The 14414-nt window shown below is 62.6% G+C and carries 17 protein-coding genes; 7 read left to right on the top strand and 10 right to left on the bottom strand.

Annotation, left to right across the window (positions count from 1 at the left end):
* Positions 1-63 precede the first annotated feature (63 nt).
* A complete protein-coding gene (locus tag J4G43_RS23730) occupies positions 64-939 on the top strand; it encodes an MBL fold metallo-hydrolase (RefSeq protein WP_208086497.1) in 876 nt (291 codons plus the stop codon).
* Positions 940-1017: 78 nt separating this feature from the next.
* Here J4G43_RS23730 and J4G43_RS23735 read toward each other — a convergent pair whose 3' ends face one another.
* The 3 genes from J4G43_RS23735 to J4G43_RS23745 form a co-directional block, all read right to left on the bottom strand.
* On the bottom strand, positions 1018-1641 hold the full coding sequence (locus tag J4G43_RS23735) for a septal ring lytic transglycosylase RlpA family protein (RefSeq protein WP_321576342.1): 624 nt from the start codon (positions 1639-1641) through the stop codon (positions 1018-1020).
* 259 nt (positions 1642-1900) lie between these two features.
* Positions 1901-2395 (bottom strand): alpha/beta hydrolase family protein, encoded by a 495-nt coding sequence (locus tag J4G43_RS23740; RefSeq protein ID WP_208086498.1) that lies wholly within the window; start codon positions 2393-2395, stop codon positions 1901-1903.
* Positions 2396-2489: 94 nt separating this feature from the next.
* On the bottom strand, positions 2490-3599 hold the full coding sequence (locus J4G43_RS23745) for a DUF937 domain-containing protein (protein ID WP_208086499.1): 1110 nt from the start codon (positions 3597-3599) through the stop codon (positions 2490-2492).
* Positions 3600-4480: 881 nt separating this feature from the next.
* Between J4G43_RS23745 and J4G43_RS23750 the strand changes: the two genes are divergently transcribed.
* Complete coding sequence (locus J4G43_RS23750; RefSeq protein WP_321576349.1) at positions 4481-4744, top strand: DUF3551 domain-containing protein; 264 nt, start codon at positions 4481-4483, stop codon at positions 4742-4744.
* A gap of 53 nt (positions 4745-4797) precedes the next feature.
* Here the strand turns inward: J4G43_RS23750 and J4G43_RS23755 are convergent, their stop codons facing one another.
* The 4 genes from J4G43_RS23755 to J4G43_RS23770 all read right to left on the bottom strand — a co-directional run bounded on the left by J4G43_RS23755 (position 4798) and on the right by J4G43_RS23770 (position 7833).
* Positions 4798-5772, bottom strand: a complete 975-nt coding sequence (locus J4G43_RS23755) for an ABC transporter substrate-binding protein (protein WP_208086501.1) — start codon at positions 5770-5772, stop codon at positions 4798-4800.
* A 54-nt stretch (positions 5773-5826) separates the two neighbouring features.
* A complete protein-coding gene (locus J4G43_RS23760; protein WP_208086502.1) occupies positions 5827-6183 on the bottom strand; it encodes a PilZ domain-containing protein in 357 nt (118 codons plus the stop codon).
* A gap of 322 nt (positions 6184-6505) precedes the next feature.
* A complete protein-coding gene (locus J4G43_RS23765) occupies positions 6506-6754 on the bottom strand; it encodes a hypothetical protein (RefSeq protein WP_135216116.1) in 249 nt (82 codons plus the stop codon).
* Between the two features lie 116 nt (positions 6755-6870).
* Entirely contained in the window at positions 6871-7833 is a 963-nt protein-coding gene (locus tag J4G43_RS23770) for an alpha/beta hydrolase (protein WP_208086503.1), read from the bottom strand.
* A 125-nt stretch (positions 7834-7958) separates the two neighbouring features.
* Between J4G43_RS23770 and J4G43_RS23775 the strand changes: the two genes are divergently transcribed.
* Entirely contained in the window at positions 7959-8636 is a 678-nt protein-coding gene (locus J4G43_RS23775) for a nitroreductase (RefSeq protein WP_208086504.1), read from the top strand.
* Between the two features lie 199 nt (positions 8637-8835).
* Complete coding sequence (locus tag J4G43_RS23780; protein ID WP_208086505.1) at positions 8836-9039, top strand: hypothetical protein; 204 nt, start codon at positions 8836-8838, stop codon at positions 9037-9039.
* A gap of 49 nt (positions 9040-9088) precedes the next feature.
* On the opposite strand, the gene J4G43_RS23785 is transcribed toward J4G43_RS23780, so the two are convergent.
* Genes J4G43_RS23785 through J4G43_RS23795 form a run of 3 tightly spaced genes read right to left on the bottom strand, consistent with a single transcriptional unit; the run spans position 9089 to position 11698 of the window.
* Entirely contained in the window at positions 9089-10210 is a 1122-nt protein-coding gene (locus J4G43_RS23785) for an HD-GYP domain-containing protein (protein ID WP_208086506.1), read from the bottom strand.
* A 49-nt stretch (positions 10211-10259) separates the two neighbouring features.
* Entirely contained in the window at positions 10260-10592 is a 333-nt protein-coding gene (locus tag J4G43_RS23790) for a PilZ domain-containing protein (protein WP_028152715.1), read from the bottom strand.
* Complete coding sequence (locus tag J4G43_RS23795) at positions 10589-11698, bottom strand: DUF2336 domain-containing protein (RefSeq protein ID WP_208086507.1); 1110 nt, start codon at positions 11696-11698, stop codon at positions 10589-10591. The genes J4G43_RS23790 and J4G43_RS23795 overlap by 4 nt, the downstream gene beginning before the upstream one ends.
* A gap of 302 nt (positions 11699-12000) precedes the next feature.
* Between J4G43_RS23795 and J4G43_RS23800 the strand changes: the two genes are divergently transcribed.
* From J4G43_RS23800 to J4G43_RS23810, 3 genes are all read left to right on the top strand, one after another.
* Positions 12001-12930: an AraC family transcriptional regulator gene (locus J4G43_RS23800; protein ID WP_208086508.1), complete on the top strand. Its 930-nt coding sequence runs from the start codon at positions 12001-12003 to the stop codon at positions 12928-12930.
* 51 nt (positions 12931-12981) lie between these two features.
* On the top strand, positions 12982-13572 hold the full coding sequence (locus tag J4G43_RS23805) for an NADPH-dependent FMN reductase (protein WP_208086509.1): 591 nt from the start codon (positions 12982-12984) through the stop codon (positions 13570-13572).
* A gap of 113 nt (positions 13573-13685) precedes the next feature.
* Positions 13686-14366 (top strand): acyltransferase family protein, encoded by a 681-nt coding sequence (locus tag J4G43_RS23810; protein WP_208086510.1) that lies wholly within the window; start codon positions 13686-13688, stop codon positions 14364-14366.
* Positions 14367-14414: the final 48 nt, after the last annotated feature.

Here is a 14414-nt window from a genome sequence, read left to right on the forward strand (position 1 = left end):
GGCGCGTCTTAAACGCGTTGGTCTTGCCCGCTACGTTCCCTCCCAAAAAGGGAGCGAACAACCATGAAGCAACTGCGGATCGGCGACATCACCATCGATGCGGTGATCGAGCGGGAAGGGCCGTGGCGGCGGCCGCAGGATTTCTTCCCGGCCTATGACGAGGGCGTGTTCGCCCGTCATCTGCCGACGATGGAGCCGGAGGTGTTCGATGCCGCGCGCGGCATGATGGTGATCACCTATCAGACGTTTGTCGTGCGCACGCCGCGCTACACCATCCTCGTCGACACCTGCACCGGTGAGGACAAGGGCCATCCGCCGCCGTTCGACTTTCCCGGCAAGGAGCGCTGGCGCAACGAATTGTTCGCGCTCGGCATCTCTTTCGAGCAGATCGACTACGTCTTCTGCACCCATCTGCACATCGATCACACCGGCTGGAATACGACCTTGCGCGATGGGCGCTGGGTGCCGACGTTTCCGAATGCAAAGTACGTCTTTCACAAGGGCGAGTACGCGGCCTGGGAGGCGGAGAATGCCAAAGGCAACAACCCGCCCGGCACCGTCTTCCGCGACAACTGCCTGCCGATCGTCGAGGCCGGGCAGGCGCTGCTGGTGGACGACGACCACGCGCTCGATGACACCGTCACGCTAACGCCGACGCCGGGGCACTCACCCTGTCATTGCTGCGTGAATATCTTTTCGAAGGGGAGCCGCGCGGTGGTCGCGGGCGATCTCATGCATCACCAGATCCAGTGCCGCGAGCCGGACTGGTCGGCGAAGCCGGATTGGGATCCCAAGCAGTCGGCGGTCTCGCGGCGAAAGTTCTTCGCCTCCGTCGCGGATACCGACACGCTGATCCTGCCGATCCATTTTCCGGCGCCGACGGTCGGGCTGATCAAGCCGCTGGATGGGGCGTTCGACTATCGGTTCAAGCGGGACTAGGCCTGTGCGCCCAAATCAGTCCTTTCCCGCCGTATTGATCACGGCCCGGCCGCCGTCGATATATGAAATGAGCGGCCATTATCGAACGATTTCAAGGGTGACATTGACCACGCCGATCTTGATCATTCCAAGGGCTTGGGCCGCACCCGATGTAACGTCGATGATGCGTCCATGAACAAATGGACCACGGTCGTTGACTCTCACGATCACGGACTTTTTGTTCAAGACATTGGTCACGCGCAGGCGTGTTCCGAACGGCAAGGACGGATGCGCCGCATGCAGCGCATGCTTGTTGAATCTCTCGCCGCTCGCGGTCATCTGGTCTTCCGAGTAGAAACTCGCAAGCCCGAACAATGGGGTTTCCCTTCTGGGATGCTTGTTATGAAATGCATGCTGATGGTTGCTCTTCCGATGCGTTGCTCGCCGAATGTCGCCGTGAGCTTTCGGGCCTTGCCCTGCTGCGCGCTGACGTCGTCGCGGTGATTTCGTGGCAAGCGAGGGGAGGTCGTTGGCGTTTGGCGAACCGTTTGCGTCGCGGGTATGGTCATGCACTTCCAGCGGCGTTGCGCCAGGGACAATCGCCGACTTCGTTATTCGACCGAACTTCGCATGCGCAGATTCAATTCCACCATCGAATGCGATGCATGATGCAGCAATCGCGGTAGCAGCGAGCAGTGCAGGTTGACCGCTCCATCGTTTCATGATGGCCCCCCCAGCGCGTCAGCTGGTTGGAGTAGTTCGGTTCCAGGAATTGTGGGCTTTGACATATGTCAACGTTGCCGTGGAAGGCAGCGGAGTTGCCATTTCGGTCAGCGCCCAGCCGACGCGCAACGAGAATTTGCCCAACTGCCCGCACATCGCCGCGAAGAAAAAGCCGCTGGCCTTGGGGAAGCCAGCAGCTCTGGCATCCAGCAACCAATGGTGCAGGGCGCGTAGAGGTGGGCCGTGCGGCCCACCGAGATCAGATGCCAAGCGCGCTGGAGATTTCGCCGAGGGTTGCTTTCTCGGCGTCGCTGACCTGAACACCCCCACCGAACCACCCGCCGCCTTCTGATGCAGCCTCAGCCGTCTTTTGACTAATCTGACGCAGCCAGCCCTTGAAAGCCGCGGCATCACCCGGAGCTTTCGCAGCAAGCAGCGCCGTGACTTCATGCAACGATGCGATCGTCTTGGTCTTGATCTCGGCCGGCGTGCTCTTGCCGAGCTCTGCCTTCAACCCATCATGAGCCGCCGCCCGGCCGTCGCTCGTCTGGAAGTCGGCGACCACAGCCTTGACCAAGGGGTTGGCATTGGGATCGGTGGCCGCCTGGGCGAGCGCGGTGCCGCCAGCAAATGATTCCTTTAGAAGGCCAAACAATCCGCTCGGTTCGGCAGCCGTAATGGCCATTCCAGCATTCATCGGGCTTCTCAGGAGGAGCGCCCATTCATCCTTGGTGAAACTGGTCTTGTCGGCCATGGAGTCTTCTCCTTTCATCTTGCAGGACAGGAGGCTGGGAAACACGTCCCGTCCTGAAGTGTGGCGAGTTTATTGCGTGTGACGTCTCTGGCTTTCAGGCTTTCGCCAACTGGTCGAGCTTGGCACGAAGATTGTCGATCACGGGCTTTGCGATCGTGCCGGCCGGTGTCGCCGAGACCTTGTCACACATCTGATTGATGGCCGGCGCCGCCGCGACGATCAGCTTGGCAAGCGCGCGTCGTGCTTCCGGAGAAAGCTTGGCGGCTCGCGCCGTAACGCCATCCAGCTGTGAGATGGCGTCGTTGATCTTCGGCAGGGCCGCCTGCGCGCTAGCTTCATCGGTGATGGTCGGCAGTTGAGCCTGCAGCGTACCAAGGGACGAATTGACCTGGTTCGCCAGATTCACGCCGTCAACGGTCAGATCCGCGGGCGCCATGCCCACAGTTCCGGTTGAGGGCCGCGCAACGTTTGTACTCTGAGCGACCGTCTGCTCGGTCGGACGCTGAAGCGCATATATGGCAAGTCCGGCAACGATAACGAGCGCGGCGAGCCAATATGGCCATTGCGTCCGGCCGGCGGCCATGGCGGCCTGGCTCGCGCCAGTAGCGCCGGAAACGCCGGCGATCCGGCTCCCTGTGGCGGCGGCAGTGGCCATTCCACTGCGTGCCTTGTCGATCAGGCCCGCGGCGCCGAGTTGATCACTGAGGCCCGATGGAATCGCCGCCATGATCTGATCTTTCTGCGAGCGCAGAAGCGATGCCAGTCCGTTTGCATCCATCCCGGCGTCATGCTGCTGCTTGCCGAGCATACCCAGGACCAGCGGCCCGACCACGGCGAGTAACGACTTGCCGCCGCCATCGCCCATTCCCGCGAAACTCCCGATCGCCTGGGCCATGGTATCCATGGTTCGGCCTCCAAGCAGTCCGGACAACATGCTCGAACCCGTCTGAGCCAGGTCCGGGGTGCCGGCGTTGCGCAACATATCCAAGGGATTGCTGCCTTGCTGTTGTGACAGCAGTTTTGACAGTTGACTGGCGCCGGCCGGGGTTCCGACCAGATCCGACAGGCTGGCCAGTATGGTCGGGATGGCCGCTATTGCGGCCTTCTGCGTCGCGCTTCGGTCCATCCCAAGAAAGGAGGAAATCTGCGCAATGACTTCAGGGGTCAGGAGCTGTTGTGCAGCTGAAATGAGATTGACGGCCATGGCGGTCTCTCCACTACGTTGCAGGTCTGTTGGTTGCCCCCTAATTCGCGAATTTGATGTGACAGGCGTCGATGGTTCCGAACGTCGCCTATCGCCCAAGTTGAGATTGCATCGATAATTCGACTCCTTGATCCAGATCAAAGGTCTTCGGTACAGGGCAAATGCGAAGAGTTCGGCGCGAGATATCCAGTGCGCTGCGGCCCATCAGGCGGACCTGGTTGAGAGGCATCGATGTTTCGCTGACGGGCCAGGATTGGCTATCGGCTCCGAGCACCGCAATGCCCGCTAGCGGGCATGATGACGCGCAGTGGGATTGTACCAGAAGACAATTGTTCGTCGCGCGGACATCCACGTTACTGGCAGTGCGCGGGTGGGCTGCGGTCCGCGCCTCGATGACGGTCCCGGAACCTCACACTCAACCCAAGTCCGGGGCCGTCGTTTGGATAATCCAAATTGATCAGAAGGATCGTCGACCGCGTATCGAACTTCGCCAGTTTCTTGCTCGCAAGCCCTGGATGCGGGCGCGCGGCGCTAGCTTGCCCTCGCTGCGGATGTGAAGCCTCCCGCGAGAACGTTCAGCGGGGACGAGCTAGGGGATGCTCTCACCTGAATTGCGAGCAATGCGGAAAGACCAGTGATATTGCAGGATGGCGGCTGCAGGGTCTTTCCGAGCAAGGCTCTGGGCCACTTATCGGATGAGTTATGTCCGCCGGCCCGGGGCGAGCGCTGAGGCGCCGATATGGGCGCGACGGAATCGTTCCCCGCTTTTGTCGAGCGACGACGCAGGAGCTATGAAGCGTCGCAAGGCGTCTCCTGTCTCCACATGAGCGGCGGTCGAACCGGAAAGCTGGATGATCCATTTGGAGGAGACGGCGATGCGGATGCTCCGTTGGCTAATTCTGGGCAGTGCGGCGATCCTGGCGATCGCCTCGGCTACAGCCCAAACTTACGATCCCGGCCATCCCGTCTGCCTTCAGAGATGGGAGTGGGGTGGCAGCACCTATTTCGAATGCACTTATACGTCATGGGATCAGTGCCGAGCGTCGGCGATCGGACTTTCCGCGATGTGCGTGGAGAACCCGTATTGGCAGCAACCGCAGGCGAGGCGATCAGGCGGCCGCTTGCGTTCATCAACCCCATATTGATGCGCCCGACGACAGTCTGCCAAGCGCAATTTTCGCGCGCAGCATTTCCGTTGCTATTCGATCACCTCGTCGGCTCGGGCGGACAGCGTCATGGGAATGTCGAGACCGAGGGCCTTGGCGGTCTTGAGGTTGATATTCAGGGTCACATCCGTCGTCTGCTGGACGGGAAGCTCCGCCGGACGGGCCCCTTTCAGAATGCGATCAACATAGCTTGCAGCGCGTTGCCATAGTTTGAAAAGGTTGGCCGAGTACGACATCAGTCCTCCTCTCTGAGCCGAGTCGCGGAATGGATAGATCGCCGGCAAGCGCCGCTCTGCAGTGAACTCGATCAGGCGGGGAACGAGGGGTATCAGCGATGGATCGTCGGTGACGACGAGACCATCGAAGCCTCTCTCCCCAAGCGCGGCGAAGCTGTTGTCGATGTCCGCGCGCCGTATCGAGAGAGCCGTCAGCTCGATACCGAGACCGGGCGCCGCTTTCTGCATGAGTTCGACTTGGTTGGCGGTCGTCGGATTGTCAGGATTCCACAACACTGCGACTCGGTGCACTTTCGGTGCCGCCTCCTTCAGCAGTTCCACCCACTTGACACCGTATTCGCCCGAGAGCTGCGACAGCCCGGTGATATTGCCGCCTGGTCGGGCAAGGCTTGCCACAAGACCGGCTCTGACCGGATCTCCGCTCATGCAGACGATCGGCACCGTGGACGTTGCACGTTGCGCAGCCTGCGAAATTGGTGTGCCTGGAGTCACGAGAACATCGACGTTGAGCGTGAGGAGTTCAGCGATCAATGCGGGAACGCGCTCCGGCTCTCCGTCGGCGTAGCGTTCTTCGAGCAGCAGGTTGCGCCCCACGACATATCCCAGGTCCGCAAGTCCCTGACGGAAGCCGGTCTGGTAGTACAAGTCCGTCCCGCGAACGCCACCCCAGACATAGCCAACCCGCGGCACCGCGGGTTGCTGCGCGTGGGCCGCGAGGGGCATGACGGTCACCGCAGCGCCGAGAAGCGCGACAAAATTGCGGCGTTTCATTCGGTCACCTCGCGACGCCCTACCGCTGCAATATGCACCCGCGCGGGCGAGGAGTCAGGTCGATACTTCCGGGCTAAAGACCCCGCCGCGGCACACGAGCCGGCGATCAAGTCGCACCACATTTGCGGGCGCGCCGGAATCGTTCGCTGCCTTTGGCGCGCGACGACGCAGGAGGAATAAAACGCCGCAGAGCGTCTCCTTTTTCCATACGACGCGGCAGTAGAAAATTCCGGAATGACCGTCGAACGACAACACAAACTCGTCGGCAAATACGTAGTACGGCGTGGAAATGCGGGCACCCAAGGCGTTGATATCGCGCACCAGGCACGGATGAGTCCCGTGAATTTCACCAAACGATAGCCGCGCGGCCCGGTTGATCGGTATGCGCTTCATTGCACGACGTTCGATCATGGCGAGATGCTCCCAATGAAAGACGATCGCACTCGACGAAGTCACTTTCCCGGTCCCGCCGATATCCGGAAAACGGCAATTCCCGCACGTTGATCTGTGCGGCTCACGCTAACAAGCAGCGTTGTTGTCTTATTAAAATTGGATCGAATTGGTGGTTAATTCGAACGGCTTGACGACGATGTTACCAGAGGACGTTCGTGCTTTCGACTTGGCCCGGCCATCTGATCTGTGCCGCACGGACACACATATGTGGATGCCCGGGACAGGCCCGGGCACGACGGAGTTGCAGAGTGTCCGTGCAGCAGTGGCGAACCAGCAGCGATCAGGCGCCGACCTCGCACTTCTTCATGAAGCTGTTCTTGGCGGCACCGGCGAGTGGCTTGCCGTCGGCGCTGACGGCCTTGGGCGTGCAAGCGTCGGCCTTGCACTTCTTCATGAACGAGGTCTTGGCGGCGCCGGCGAGCGCCTTGCCGTCCTTGCCGACCGCCTTGCTCTCGCAGGTGTCGTCCGCGAGGGCCGAGCCCGCTGCAAAGGTGGCGACGATCGCTGCGAGAAAAATCCGCTTCATCATGGGTGTCTCCCTAGGACAAAATTACCAAGCGGATTGGAACCGCGAATCGTGGCGCAATCAAGCAGGATCGATGCGCGCCACGACCGATGTCGCGGATTTTTCCATTCATCTGCGGTTCAGATTCCGCGCGCGAGCAGTGTCTTGAAATCGGCCCGTGCGCGTTGCGCCTCGGCCTTCGCGGCCGCGGAAGCATCGCCAAGGCCGAAATAGCCGTGGATCAGGCCGGGGCCCTCATGGTGCTTGACGCGGACGCCGGCGGCCTCCAGCGCCCGTGCATAGGCCGCGCCTTCGTCGCGCAACGGATCGAACCATGCGGTGGTGACGATCGCGGGCGCGAGCCCTTTGAGCGAAGCGGCGCGGAGCGGCGAGACCCGCCAGTCGGCGGCATCCTTGGGATCGGCGAGATAGTGGCCGCAAAACCATTCCATCGTCGCGCGTGTCAGAAAATAGCCGTCGGCATTCTCGGTGCGTGACGGATAGGGCGCGTTCTCGCGCGCATCCGCGTAGCCCCCGACGACGTCGGTCACGGGATAGACCAGCAATTGTGCGGCCAGCTTGATGCCGGTATCGCGGCAGGCGATTGCCGTGGCGGCTGCGAGATTTCCGCCGGCGCTGTCGCCGGCAACGCCGAGACGCTTTGCGTCGCCGCCAAATTCCGCGACGCGGTTGAAGATGTCACTTGCGGCGGCGAACGCGTCCTCGAAGGCGCCGGGAAAGCGCGTTTCCGGCGGGCGCCGATAATCGACGGAGACGACGACCGCGCCGGTCTCGATCGCGAGATTGCGCGCTTGCCGGTCGTGGGTTTCGAGATCGCCCGCGACCCAGCCGCCGCCGTGGAAGAAGACCACGGTTGGCGCAGGATTGGGGCCGACGCGATAGACACGTGCATCGAGCGCCCCGGCGCCGCCTTTCACCTTGATATCCTGCACCGTGTCGACGGGGGGCGGCGGCACATCCGCACGCGAGGCAGCCAGTGCGCGCAAGGCATCGCGCGCGCTCTGTGGCGTCATCGTGGTGGGATCGCGCAGCGGCAGCAGCGGAATGATCTGGGCGATGACGGGATCGAGCGGTGCGGGCATTTGCAGGTCCTCGCTGGGTTCTTGGTCTTGCTTACGGGGTAGCATAGATTTGGCGTACCGCATCGGCAACCGGTTACGCGTTACAATTGCAATGCCGCGGAATGAACGGTCAGGGAGGTCAAGAGTTGGAATTCGAAACGCTGGTCCAGTCGCGCCGCAGCGTGCGCGGTTTCAAGCAGCAGCCGGTGCCGCGCGCGGTGATCGAGGCGATCATCGGGAGCGCCAAGCGCGCGCCGTCGTCGATGAACACCCAGCCCTGGCATGTGCATGTGCTCACAGGCCCTCCGCTTGAAGAGCTGCGCCGCCGCAACATGGAGGAGATGGTCGGCGGCGCCAAGGTCAAGCGCGACATCATCAGCCACGGCGAGTACCAGGGCATTCATCGCACCCGGCAGGTCGACATCGCCAAGAAGCTGTTCGGCGCGATGGGGATCGCGCGCGACGACAAGCCGATGCGGCAGGACTGGGTGCTGCGCGGCTTCCGCCAATTCGACGCGCCGGTCTCGCTGGTGCTGACCTATGACCGCGTGCTGGATCCCGGCGCGGTCTGCCATTTCGATCTCGGCGCGCTCTGCTACGGCATCGTGCTCGCGGCCTGGGACCGCGGTCTCGGTTCGGTGATCAACGGGCAGGGCATCATGCGCTCCGACATCGTGCGCGAGGTCGCGAAGATTCCGGAAGACGAAGTCATCATGACATGTGTGGCGATGGGGTATCCCGACGACAGCTTCGCCGCGAACGCCGTGCGCTCCGATCGCGAGGGCAACGACGATTTCGTGCGTTATGTCGGCTTTGCCGACTAGCGCGAGAAGTCACTGATGCGCACAGCCGGCTGACGCTGCGAGCCGACTAACGCGGAGCCGGCTGAGGTGGAGGAGGGGAGATTATTCTCTCGTCGATTTTTTTTTGATGCCGAGCCGTTGGTGGCCTCTTGCAATCTCGATCGCGCGGGAGGAACAATACGCGGAGTGAAAGGTTTGTTGCTGGCGCGAGGGAATCGACATGCGGCGGCTGGCTAGCCTGGTTCGACGGTTCTTCGGTCCGCGACAGCGGTATCCGATTGATGATGATCCAAATCTGCCCTTCACACCCGATGAGCTCGGCAAGCTGATCCGGAGTGGCAGACGCGAGGACATGAAGCTGCTTGCGGAAGGACTGGCCTCCCAGTCGATTCCGCACCGCGCCAAATACCGGGCCACGCACTAAGCGCGGTTCGTGACGAGGTCCTCGCTGCGGGATCGCCCAGCTTGCGCGGTCATCGCGTGAGCGCAACCTCCTTGAACGAGGTTACGAGGGCCTTCTCGAGCTTTCCGGTCATCCCGCAAAGAATGTTGTAGGCCTCGGTGCGCGGCATCGTCGGCTTGTAGTGCCGGTGTTCGATCAGCGCGGCGAAGATGTCCGAGATCGTCAGAATGCGGACGATGTCGTTGATGCTCTCGCCGCACAGCGCGTCGGGATAACCGCTTCCGTCGAGATATTCGTGATGATGCCGCACGGCGTCGAGAATCTCGGGCGAGATTTTCTCGTGATCCTTCAGAAACTCGTAACCCGCCGCCGGATGCTTCTCGATCATGGCGCGTTCGTCGGTGTCGAGGCGGCCGGGCTTGTCGAGGATCGCAAGCGGAATCTGCGCCTTGCCGATGTCGTGGAACATGGCTGCGGAATACAGCCGCTCGAGATCGGTTCGCCCGACGCCGAGGCTCAGTCCGAAGTCGATCGCCACGCCGGTCACGAGCAGGCAATGCTGGTAGGTTCCCTCATGGTGACGCCGCACGGTGGCAAGCCATTCGGACAGGCCGTGCTCGGTGATGCGGTCGGCGATCCTACGGCCCGCTTCCTTCGTGCCGTCGACGTCGAGGGGCTCGCCGAGCGTGACGGCCGTGAACATCGAAGCGATGGCGGTCGCCGCGGTCTCGACGGCGTTGTCCGGTTGGGCTGCGTCGCTTGAGCCAGCAGAGGCCGGCTCGGCCGGGTCAGCCAGCGCTGCCAGCAGCTTGCTCTTGTTGAGAGCCCCGGGAAGAACGAGGGTGGCGCCGAGGGCGTAGGCCTGCGAGATGCCGACGTGAGACGAGTGCTCGACGAGGAAGATGCGCTTTGTGGCTTTCGCCAGCTTGCCGGCGCGCTTCTTGATGGCCGCGATGGTGCCGACGTCACGCAGCTCCGCGCGAACCACGACCGCGAATGGCACTTGTGACAGCCTGGCTTCCGCATCGAGTCGTTCGCCGGCGACGGTAAATTGCCGTTCGAGGGCCGAGCAGACGCCCGCCAGCTTGTCGGACGAATCGGCCAGCACATGCACAAACGGGCGAACCGCTTCCGTCGTTCGGACGCCGCCGTCATTTTTGGCGGGGCTGGATATGGTTCGGGCACTCTGCACGGCGGACCGGACTATGATGACATTGAATGAGCTCGATGAATTCTGGAGCCTATTTGCTCGGCGTGGAGTTTGGCGCGGCGGCCGCCTTTGCGCTCGCCGGCTTCTTCTTGCCGTCTGCGGTGATGAAGTGCACGCCGGCCATGGTGCCGTCGATCCACACCAATTCGCACCGCCGGTAGGCAAGCCCCGTCGACGACAGCAGCATGAAGAATTCCTTGGCCTGGAGCACGTCGAGCGTCCCTTCGACCTCGATCTTGGCGCCACTTTGCGACACGTCGAGCAGGAAGCAACTGCGTCGCCAGGTGCCGTCGGAGCCCATCAGATTGACGGCCTGCTTGTGATCCATCCGTACGCGAAGCGCCTTTCGACCGTCGAACCTCATCGGCTAACCCCCATTTTTGTGCCGCGATGTCCCGCATCGCTTGGGTTGGCACTCGCTGCAATTTCCCCCCAGCGCACTGTCCATTGGCTGGTCGACAAGAGAAGCGTTTCGAAAATCTGCTGCGCCCGTTCGCGCTCGACGAAGGAGAGCCGTGAGCCGCTGCGGTTGCTCAGGATCGCAAGCGTAGTAGCCCAGTTCAGCCGTGCGGCCCGGCAGGCCATGACGAGGCCCTCGCAATCGTCATCGGTCATGACATGCTCCACGATCTCGATCGGGGCGCCGGAGAGCACCGAGAGCGCCGTGAACAGATTGGCCGTCTCGCCGCGGATCGTGAAGCGGTTGACGGTGGAATCGTTGAGCTTGCCGACGCGGCTGAGGGCGACGATCTCCGGCCTCGCGCTCGCATAGTCGGCCGGGCAGGGCAGCTTGGGCGGAACCGGCGCGGCGTGTTGCGCGGGCGGAATGGTGGATGCGTTGGCCTTTGCCGGCGCCTTCGGGGCCGGCGCCTTCTGGGAGAGCAGCTTCCGGACGACCAGGTCGGGCGTGCCGGGCCGCAGCACCAGCGCCTTGGCAATCTCGCCGTCCGGATCGGCCCTGGCGATCAGCGCGGCGTAAGCTGCCTCGGAGAATTGGGTTCCCGGGTTCTTAATCAGCGCGAGGCAGATCGGGCCGCCGCGTTTGATCAGCGCCTCGGTCACTTCAGGCTCGATCGAGTTGCGCGCGGCGATCGCGCGTTGGTGCCGCTCGCCGCACGAGGCCGCGATCGCCGCGAGATCGGTGGCGGAGACTGCCTGCGATTTGAGGAGGACTGGACAGGCCACGTCAGGGTCGTCGTGTGAGGCAAGGCGCTGCAATGTCTCGGGCGGCGCCACCTTGAGCTCGGCAAGCGCCGTGCTGAGTTGGACGAGCGACTTGGCCTCGACGCGTTCCGTCAATCGCAGCAGAGCGCCGTCAACCACGCCAGCGAGCAATTCCTGAGGTCGATCGCGGCTACCGGTGAGCAACTGCACAATGCCGGATAGGATGCGTGCACAGCGGTCCGGCGGGCACGTAGCGACCGCCTGTTCCAGCTCAACCAGAATATCAGCAGGCAAATTTGCCATCATGGCAGGGGCCTGACTCAAAAAAATCGCGACTATCCAATGACCTTCATTCCGCCTGACAGGCGTTAATTTGAAATTTAGAGCTTGATCGACGGGGTATCAGCGCACCGCTGGCGGCACTGGAAACGCTATCGAAATTCGGCGAGACTCGATGCGGCGACTTGTCCTTTGAACGGGACCCTCGCCAACTGAACGAGACGAACTAGGATGATTCTTTCGGTCGAACGGGACAACCGAAAGGGGGAAACTCGGGCCGGCATCGCCGCCGGACGCGCGTTGGTTACGTCGCGACGTTTCACATTGCCATGAACGATATTGCGCCCAAGGTATTTCGCTTCTCCGACGTCGATGAATTTCGAAATGCCATACGAGGCCTGAATTTCGAGTTCACGCCCTTCGTACGGAGGATTTCGGCCGAGCAGACCATCCTGTCGCTGCCCGGTTGCGACGTGAATTTCACGCGGGCGTTTCCCCGCGTCGTCGACGCGCAACTCGTCGAGAATTGCACCGCCATCGGATTCACGATGGACGAGCTCAACGTGCCCATCCGCTTCAACGGCTCGCAGCGCGCACGACCGGTCATCGTCATCGGCAGCGGCGGCGCCGCCTACACCACCATCGAGGAGGTGGAGCGGCAAATTGCCTCGGTGGTGTTCAGGCCGGAGGTGACGGATCGCGGCTGGCCGCACGCGACATCCAGCTTCAAGATATTTGAAACGACGGCCGCGAGCCTGAACCGGCTGCGCAGCCTGGTCCGGGAGGTGCTGGCTGCCGCGTCGGAGCCGATCGGAGCCGCGGACGTGCCGCTGAAGGCCGCAGCCATGAAGGAGTCCCTGCTTGGCGCCGTCGACGACGCATTCGAAAGCGTCGTTGCCGCGCGATGGACCCTGCGTCCCAATGACGAACGCAATTTCAGGATCTTCCGGGAGATCCGCGCGCTTCTGTCCGACGACCTCTCGCAGCCGATCTACAGCGAGGAGATTGCGCGCAAGCTCAACCTGTCCGTCCGCACCCTGCACGACGTCGTCCGCCGCTATCGCGGCATGAGCCTGCATCGCTATTTGCGCCTGCGCCGGTTGTGGCTGGTGCGTCAGCGCCTGCTCGCCGGTGCCGACAGCGTCAAGGCCGTCGCACTGGCGTTCGGCTTCTGGCATCTCAGCGACTTCTCCAGAAGCTATCGCGACCAGTTCGGCGAGACGCCGTCGCAAACGCTGGAGCTCGGACGACAACGGTAGCGCGGCAAATCGGTTGAGGCCGTACCGCCGTTTCGTGCTAGCGTCCCGGCCATGAGCAATCGCATCCTCGTCCTCTACGGCTCCTACCGTTCCGACCGCATGGGCGTCCGCCTTGCGAATTTCGTCATCGATCGTCTGCGCCAGCGCGGCGAGCAGGTCGAGTTCATCGACGCCAAGGCGATCGGCCTGCCGATGCTCGATCGCATGTACAAGGAATATCCCAAGGGGGCGGCACCCGAGGCGCTCGAGAAGCTGGCGGGGCAGATCCGCGGCGCCGACGGTTTTGTCTTCGTCACCGGCGAATACAATTGGGGCATCCAGCCCGGCCTGAAGAACCTCACCGATCACTTCCTGGAAGAGTGGTTCTGGCGCCCGGCCGCGATCGTGAGCTACTCCGCCGGCCGACTGTCCGGCGCACGCGCCTCGACCGCCTGGCATGGCACGCTGTCGGAGATGGGCATGGTCGTGGTGTCGAGCACCATCGGCGTCGGCCCGATCGCGCAGACGCTGTCGGCCGAGAGCGAGCCGATCGGCGAGGGCGGCAAGGCATTGGAGCGCTCATTCCCGCGCTTTGCCGACGACCTGCTGTGGTGGATCGAGGCGGCCAAGGCGCAGCGGGCGCGCAAGGCGCCGCCTTACTGATGCCGTATGCTGTTCCGCGCAGGGGGGCGGTTGCCGTCAGCGATCTGCCGCGCCAACGATTCAGCCCAATAGAATTGCGTGAGAATTCGGCGTTTCTGCCGCGACTTGAGGCCATGCGTGGCTATGCGGCCCTGTCGGTGCTTGCGTTTCACGCCTGCATGCTGTCTTGGGACATGGTCGCGACCGGAATGGCGCCGGTCGTCGTCTTCTTCGTGCTCAGCGGCTTCCTTCTCGCGCGATCGCTGGATCGAGATCCCGATCCGGTCACCTTCGTGCGTCACCGCCTGTTCAGGCTGCTCCCTGCCGCTGTCGCGACGGTGCTCCTGCTGACGCTAGCCTATCAAACCTTCGGCTTCTATATCGGCTTTCTGCCCTCGTTCGACCCGTTCAACGTCGTCCTCAATGCGCTCCTCATCAAGAGCGACATCAACGGCGTGATGTGGTCCCTGACCGTGGAGTGCGTCGCAGTTCCGGTGATCCTGATATCCCACGCTCTGCTGAGGCGTCATGGCACGACCCCGGTGTGGCTCCTGGTCGCCTTTCTCTTCGCAATTGCGTTCTGGGGACCCTATGTTCACTTGCTGGGCGGCTTCACCAATCTTGCGCCGCTCTACGCGTTCGTCGTGGGCTTGCTCGTACAATCAAGCCGGACCACGCTGACCAGGGGATCGCAACCACCTTGGGCAGCGACGATCGCAGCCATCGCTCTTGTTGTCCTGGTCATAGTGGCGGTTCGCAAGCAGACCGCCGTAACGATCGCGTTTGAAACGCTCTGCGCGTCCGTTCTGATGTAAGCGACGTTCGCGTCCCACTCGCAAAGGTTTGGCGTGGGGATTGCAGTC

Source organism: Bradyrhizobium barranii subsp. barranii (assembly GCF_017565645.3).
Taxonomy (GTDB): Bacteria; Pseudomonadota; Alphaproteobacteria; order Rhizobiales; family Xanthobacteraceae; genus Bradyrhizobium; species Bradyrhizobium barranii.

Coding starts and splice junctions, on each gene's coding strand:
- J4G43_RS23740 (WP_208086498.1), bottom strand. CDS start 2,395: ATGGCCGACAAGACCAGTTTCACCAAGGATGAATGGGCGCTCCTCCTG.
- J4G43_RS23765 (WP_135216116.1), bottom strand. CDS start 6,754: ATGATGAAGCGGATTTTTCTCGCAGCGATCGTCGCCACCTTTGCAGCG.
- J4G43_RS23735 (WP_321576342.1), bottom strand. CDS start 1,641: ATGAAACGATGGAGCGGTCAACCTGCACTGCTCGCTGCTACCGCGATT.
- J4G43_RS23755 (WP_208086501.1), bottom strand. CDS start 5,772: ATGAAACGCCGCAATTTTGTCGCGCTTCTCGGCGCTGCGGTGACCGTC.
- J4G43_RS23795 (WP_208086507.1), bottom strand. CDS start 11,698: ATGATGGCAAATTTGCCTGCTGATATTCTGGTTGAGCTGGAACAGGCG.
- J4G43_RS23745 (WP_208086499.1), bottom strand. CDS start 3,599: ATGGCCGTCAATCTCATTTCAGCTGCACAACAGCTCCTGACCCCTGAA.
- J4G43_RS23790 (WP_028152715.1), bottom strand. CDS start 10,592: ATGAGGTTCGACGGTCGAAAGGCGCTTCGCGTACGGATGGATCACAAG.
- J4G43_RS23760 (WP_208086502.1), bottom strand. CDS start 6,183: ATGATCGAACGTCGTGCAATGAAGCGCATACCGATCAACCGGGCCGCG.
- J4G43_RS23780 (WP_208086505.1), top strand. CDS start 8,836: ATGCGGCGGCTGGCTAGCCTGGTTCGACGGTTCTTCGGTCCGCGACAG.
- J4G43_RS23770 (WP_208086503.1), bottom strand. CDS start 7,833: ATGCCCGCACCGCTCGATCCCGTCATCGCCCAGATCATTCCGCTGCTG.
- J4G43_RS23730 (WP_208086497.1), top strand. CDS start 64: ATGAAGCAACTGCGGATCGGCGACATCACCATCGATGCGGTGATCGAG.
- J4G43_RS23750 (WP_321576349.1), top strand. CDS start 4,481: ATGCTCCGTTGGCTAATTCTGGGCAGTGCGGCGATCCTGGCGATCGCC.
- J4G43_RS23800 (WP_208086508.1), top strand. CDS start 12,001: ATGAACGATATTGCGCCCAAGGTATTTCGCTTCTCCGACGTCGATGAA.
- J4G43_RS23810 (WP_208086510.1), top strand. CDS start 13,686: ATGCGTGGCTATGCGGCCCTGTCGGTGCTTGCGTTTCACGCCTGCATG.
- J4G43_RS23805 (WP_208086509.1), top strand. CDS start 12,982: ATGAGCAATCGCATCCTCGTCCTCTACGGCTCCTACCGTTCCGACCGC.